The sequence below is a fragment of the Chitinophaga sp. genome, assembly GCF_036566945.1.
Taxonomy (GTDB): Bacteria; Bacteroidota; Bacteroidia; order Chitinophagales; family Chitinophagaceae; genus Chitinophaga.
On sequence record NZ_DATCVJ010000354.1, the window covers coordinates 1 to 5,907 of the forward strand.

Consider the following 5,907-nt stretch of genomic DNA (forward strand, 5'->3'; position numbering starts at 1 on the left):
ATCCAATACCGGATTCAGATCATCAAACTGCGTATTCACAGGATAAGGTAAATGTACGGTTCCTTCTGCTGGTTTTTTAATATTAATCATAAATATATCCAGTCCGCCAAAGCCCCGAAGACCATTGGACGAAAAGAATAGTTTATCGCCGATGACAAAAGGATACAACTCATTTCCATTGGTATTTACCTCCGGACCCATGTTCACAGGTGCTTTCCACCGTTTGTCCTCTTTGTCCCAGTCAGCATAATAAATATCTGTACCACCCTGACCGCCGGGCATATCGGATGCAAAGTACAAACGTTTACCGTTAGGAGCAACTGATGGATGCAGGAAAGAATAAGATGCCGTGTTTTTTCCCAGTTTCACTGGTACCGGTTTGCTCCATACATCATGGTCCGGCTGATAATTAGCCGACAACAGCTGGGTACCGTTATTATAATTGATATAGGAGTTCTTATCGTTCTTCACATCCGTAAACCGGTTGGATGTATAGATCACCTTTTGACCGTTATCAAAGAAAGAAGCCGGTCCTACTTGTAAAACACCCCGCAGACTGTTACTAAATGGCTCTACCCCATCTTCGGAAATCTGGTACAGTTTGGAGTTGGTATAGAAAGACTGCTGTTCATTCTTCTTAATATCATTAGAAAGGAAAACAATGTTGTTCTGATACAACGCCAGGCCATATTGATATCCTGCCAGGTTTAACCGTAAACTGTCCACCCGGACATTCTCCATAGAATCCCGGTTAAAGAAACTATAGTAGTCCACGAGTGAGGCCTTCAGATTGGTAAAGCGGGCATTATTCTTATAGTTATTCGCATATACGGCGCTTATTTCCTGCGCCTTGGTGACCCTGCCGGTACGCTTCAGCAAATCAATGTAATTAGTCACGTCCGTTACCAGTACATCCTTTCCTGGTTTGTATAACAGCTCATCATACAAACTAATCGTTTTCTCAAACTGCCGGGTTTCAAAATAAGTCCGCGCCAGTTGCAGCTTTGCCCTGTGTAACAGATCGTCGCTGGCTCCGTTGTTAATAACCTCAATACACAGTGAGATGGCCCGCTCATATTCCTGTCTCTTATAAAGACGGTCCGCACGTTTTACCTTAGCCTTACTCCCCAAGCCTCCTATTTGAATATTGTCCTTTACAAAACTGCAGGAAACAAACAGGGAAACAATGCTCAGAAAAAGTATGAGGGAACTGAAACTTAATTTTCGCATACTATTCTTGATTTTATTATAATTAGAAATAACGGGGGGCCACCACTCTCCACTTAGACCATGAAAAACGATAATTCACCATCAACTCATGCGACACCGTTTGCGCACCTTTCAGGTTCGATTGCATGGGCGTATCATAAGAATATCCTATTTGGAGATTCTTGGTCGCCTGTACCTGCACCAAACCTGTCATTGTTTTCTCAGAACGCCAGGAAGCCCCCAGCCATACTATATTCTTCAACAGCACATTGGCATTCAGATCATATTGGAAGCCTGCCCCTTTTACCTGTCGCAATAACACGTTTGGCTTCAGCTTCACATCATCATTGATATTGATAAGGTAACCCGTCTGCAAATAATAGTGCGACTCCACCACCACTTTATTCACACTGTTACCCAGGTCAAAACTTTTGAAAGTAGGAGAAGAAATTCCGATGAAGAACCGGTCCGTAAACAACATAAACCCAAATCCAACATCCGTTTTCCAGTAGCTCTGGTTATGCGCAAACACCGGATCGCTGGTAGACAGGGAGCTGTTATCTTCCCGGAACTGCGACATACCACCCTTGATACCCATGGCCAGATAAATTTTCTCGTTGAGCTTTACCCGCTGGGACACATTAAAGTTGACCGCCGTTTGTGAATTCACCGTGATTTTTTCATTCATCAGCGAAACCCCAAAACTGGTATTGGTAGCTTTAATGGGCGTATAAAAAGAAGCCGTTGCTGTTTTAGGTGCACCATCAACACCCACCCACTGATTGCGCCCTACCGCCGTAAGACTGGACGACTCGTCCATAGATGGGTAAGCCGGATTGATGATCATACCATTGAACATGTACTGTGAATACAGCGGTTCCTGTTGTGCGGCCGCTTGCAGGCAACAACACCAGCATAAAACAGCAACCCCTAAAGCTTTCATAAGACGCTCTTTCATAGGTATCAGCTTAAATATTTAATCAAACTCATCTTACTAATAAATTCGTGTATACGTTAACGTTTAATTACAATAAAGCCGGTGTAACGCTCCTTCTTACCATCTATCGTTACTTCAATATTATAGAAGTAAGAACCATCCGGTACATCATTACCAACACTGCCACCTGCATTAGCACGGCCTCTGAAATTGTTGGACTTGTTATCGTAATTCTTTAATTTAAATACGGTACCGCCCCAACGATTAAAGATCACCACCTCATTATTCGGATACTTTTCAATGTTTTCGATATACATCACATCATTACCCAATCCATCATTATTTGGTGAAATAGCAGGATGTACGCGGATCTTACCACTGTTGTTATTCATGGCACGGCCATCTGTGGAGAATTTCTCTACGGAATCCGCTACGCCATCACCATCCGAATCAAGATCCAGGAAGTTAGGGATACCATCTCCATCTGTATCGTCATCAAAAGGATCACCATTGCCGTTCAGATCTTCCTGACCATCTGTTAATCCATCACCATCTGTATCACAGGTTTTGCACATCGCATCGTCATTCAGGATCACACCCGTTGCTTTCAACGGATCACCTATTACCGGCACATGCTGGCCGGATGGTACTGATACGGAAGACATTTTCAGGATAAATGTTTCGTTTTGTTCAAATGTGGTATCACCGATAATATTCACGGCAATCTGCCCGATGGTTTGTAAAGGAGCAATCACCGTTTGTTTAATGGTATTGTCGAAATCAACACCCGGCGTAGCTTTAAAGTCCATATAAGGATAAGATACTCCTTCCGTAGATGCTTCAAAATCATAATTAAGGGTGATAGCACGGGAGCTTTGTCTGCTCAGCTGTACATTAAACCTCAGCGGTGTATTTTCTCCCTTATTACCTTCTTTCACACTGAATTTATCAGCAGCAAAAGTCAGTGTCAGCGGATCATTATCTGTAATCGTTACCCTTGCGGTATCCTTTTCACCAGCTTTGTATACCAGTGTACTGCTACCTCCAACAAACGGCAGGATAGCGGTTTTCAGATAGCCGTCATCATCGTTGATATCATTATCAGCTGTCGTGATGGTAAAGGTATGCTGCCTGGCCAGCGCCGGTATGGTGATCGTAACAATGTTACCATTCACGGTGCCTTCACCGGCGGTAAAGGTGCGTGCCGCATCCTGGGCAACCTGTATTCTCACCGGCACATCATGTGCAGCGGAAGCAGCGGAGGTAAGCGTAAACTCTACAGCCGTACCTTCTGCTACCGATGTTGTACTGGCAGATAATTCCACCACCAGGGTATCATTATCATGGATAATTACATCCGCGGCTGCGTTGGCAGACAATGGCCAGGTGACGCCAGGAATGCTGCTGCTAACGGTTTTCAATTGCGCCGTTACATTCTCATCTCCCTCTACAATATTATTATCAATAGGTGTTACAGCGATATCCGCACCATGCTGACCAGCAGGAATTACCACCATGCCACTCAATTTCTTATAACGGGTATCTGCGATGGCATTACCTGCTACAGTGTAGGCAACCGTAACATCTTTCGTGGCAGACAATTGAGTATCTGTAAATTGAACCCGGAAAGATCCTGCTACAACTGGCTCGGAAGCATCTGCGGTTTTTGAGATGGTCATTTCACGACCCGGTGAATCACTTTCATCATCATGAACATTCAGTACCACGGTATCGCGGTCGTCTACATCCAGGGCAATGTTTTTACCAAACCGCTTCATTTGCGCCAGCAGCAGTGCTACTTTCATCTGTTCATCTCCTTCTATCACTTTATTATCTATCACATTCACGGGAACGGATATACTATTTTGTCCTGCCGGTATCACCGCGGACGCCTGAATCGGCGAAATATTCGTGGTGCCCGCAATACTGCTTACATAGAACACTACTTTCACATCTGCGGCAGCGGTGAGGGTGCCCGGTAATTTCACAGTATAAGCACCATTGGTAGCCGGTTCGGCTGCATCCTTATCTTTCTGCAGCTGTACCCGCATATCCCCTGTTTCAGGAATCAATACAATGCCCGGTTGTGAAATAGTATATCCGGCAGTTCCCAGCTGTGCAGTCAGCTGCAGCTGCTCATCACCTTCCAGTATATGGTCATCTGCGGTCAGCAGGTGATACACTTTATTATTTTCACCGGCAGCAAGTGTTACCTGTGCAGGTACTCCGCTGTAATCGGCATCATCTGTAGTGGAGGAAGCATTTCTGGAGATGTTGATAATAACAGCTTCAGAAGACGTGATCTGGCTATTCACAAATCCAACCGTCAGGTCACTGCTATTACCTTCCTGTATAACGGAAGAGTCTATACGCACTTCCATTTTCAGGTTAGCGGGGTTCAGTCTGGTAGCATCATCTACGGTAACTGACAAACTATCTCCTTTCATGCCAGGATAGTTCTGCGGTGCTGCAACGATCCATAACAATTCTGGTTTTTCAAGAATAAAGTCGGTGGTTGCCTGGAAGGTAAAGTTTACTCCCGGCGCATTTGCAGGAATGGTCACCGTTGCCGGTAAACTATTGATATCACCCGCACCTGCTACAGAACCAGTTCCCATACTCAACGCTACCGTGATAGGCTTGCCGGAAGTTACTCCCGGTGCCAGTGCTACATTCATGGTATAGTTATTACCTTCCAGTACATGTGTACCGGCAGTCACTGCCGTCAGATGTATTAAACCGGTAGCCGGATCATCATGCGTTCTGTCTTTAATAGTAACCGTGGTATCATTTACTACTGCTGCACTGAAAACCGGATCTGTAATGCTTCCGTTAAACACTACTGTTTCATCATCTTCCAGGATCATATCTTTTACTGCCCTCAGTACAAATGTATGTGTACCGGCATTTTGTCCCTTTTTAATCAGGATATCCCAGGTAGATGGCAACGCGTTATGATCTGTATTGACAGCGGTACTCAGCGTGTTATCTTTATTAATATGTACTACGATATCACGGCCTGCCTGTAAATTACCAGGTAATTGTACGCTCAGTACAGCCCCCTGCGTACCACCTTCATCAATATTAGCTACACTGCTGTGCATAACCACAGGCGATGGTAAAGGATACTGCGCCGCATCATCCTGAATAGTCAGGGTAGGTATGGCAATAGTATAAGTACTGATACCATCTGCAGCCGTAGGGGAAAGTGTAATCGTTTCCGGCCCTTCTGTGAAATTATCTTTCTTAATACCTAAACCGGTAACTACACTGCTGCTATCCAATGTAACCGTAGTAGCCAGTGTATAATCCAGTCCTGCTTCTGCAGTACCTGCTGTTTGTGGTAATTGTATGTGGATAGGTAGAGCGGTAGTTACGCCGGCAGGCAGACTAATGGTAACTGCACCACTATCACCTTCTACCAATGGAGACTTAAAGATATTCACGCTCAGCTGGAGGTTAGCCGGATTGGTACGGGTAAGGTCCTTTATACTCAGTGGCAGGTTATTCACCGTATAGCCATTAGCGGTAGCATTGATCACCAACGCCTCGCTATTCTCCAGCACTTTATCTGCAACAGTTTGCAGCAATTCAAAATCCGCTGTGGTACTTCCATGTGGCAACACAAACGTAGTAGCGGACATCGTATAGTCATCAACGTTTTTGGCAGTAGTTAGTACATTATCGACTGCCAGTTGAATCGTCAAATCTTTTGTAGAAGCATAAGGCACGGATACATGCACCATGACGCGATTGCCCTC

The 5,907-nt window shown here is 44.8% G+C and carries 2 protein-coding genes and 1 pseudogene; all 3 read right to left on the reverse strand.

From position 1 onward, the window contains the following. A pseudogene (locus VIP81_RS10490) lies at positions 1-1,230 on the reverse strand (hypothetical protein); the annotation flags it as partial. A gap of 22 nt (positions 1,231-1,252) precedes the next feature. Then, positions 1,253-2,167: a type IX secretion system membrane protein PorP/SprF gene (locus VIP81_RS10495; RefSeq protein ID WP_331959578.1), complete on the reverse strand. Its 915-nt coding sequence runs from the start codon at positions 2,165-2,167 to the stop codon at positions 1,253-1,255. A 56-nt stretch (positions 2,168-2,223) separates the two neighbouring features. Next, a partial coding sequence (locus tag VIP81_RS10500; protein ID WP_331959581.1) for a gliding motility-associated C-terminal domain-containing protein occupies positions 2,224-5,907 on the reverse strand: 3,684 nt, incomplete at its 5' end.

Bases quoted from the DNA above. Each gene is read 5' to 3' on its own strand.
- VIP81_RS10495 (WP_331959578.1), bottom strand. From the start codon at position 2,167: ATGAAAGAGCGTCTTATGAAAGCTTTAGGGGTTGCTGTTTTATGCTGG.